This window comes from Pseudomonas sp. ICMP22404 (assembly GCF_006227205.1).
Taxonomy (GTDB): Bacteria; Pseudomonadota; Gammaproteobacteria; order Pseudomonadales; family Pseudomonadaceae; genus Aquipseudomonas.
In genome coordinates this window covers 1-722 of record NZ_VCNG01000053.1, presented here as the reverse complement: position 1 = coordinate 722, position 722 = coordinate 1, and the positions used below count along the sequence as shown (strand labels likewise).

Genomic DNA, 722 nt, shown 5'->3' with positions numbered 1-722 from the left:
GGCAACGATGAAGTCCGTGTGTCGGTGATCAATCCGAGCGGCACCATCCTGGCTGCAAACGTCGAGCGCCTGACCTACGTCGGCACCGGCGCCTTCACCGGTTATGGCAATGACAGCGACAACGTCATTACCGGCGGTTCGGGTAACGACACGCTGTACGGTGGCGCGGGCGCGGATCAGTTCATCGGCGGTGTTGGCTATGACGGTGCGGGTTATCTCGACAGTAAAGAAGCCGTGACCATCAACCTCAAGACGGGTGTGCATACTGGGATCGCGGCAGGTGATACCTATACCGATATCGAGGTGATCAGAGGATCGAATTTCAACGATACGTTCGTTGGCGATGGTGGTGGTATGGATTTCGACGGTGGCGCCGGTGTCGACACAGTCGACTATTCGGGCTCGACTGTCGCAGTAAACGTTAATGTCCGTCTCGGGGCGGGAACCCCAGGAACGGGTGGAGATGCCGAAGGCAGCATTTTAACGGGTATCGAAGCTGTCATAGGCTCGGCCTTCAACGACGTCCTTTCCGCCGGCCCGTACACCATAGTCACAGGGGTACGGTTGGAAGGGGGAAGCGGCGACGACATCTACAGCATCGGCATGGGGTACACACCCACCATCATCGAGCAGGCCGGTGGTGGCAACGATGAAGTCCGTGTGTCGGTGATCAATCCGAGCGGCACCATCCTGGCTGCAAACGTCGAGCGCCTGACCTACGT

At 58.7% G+C, this 722-nt stretch carries 1 pseudogene; it reads left to right on the top strand.

The window, feature by feature from the left end:
* Positions 1-18: 18 nt before the first annotated feature.
* A pseudogene (locus FGE05_RS29595) lies at positions 19-722 on the top strand (calcium-binding protein); the annotation flags it as partial.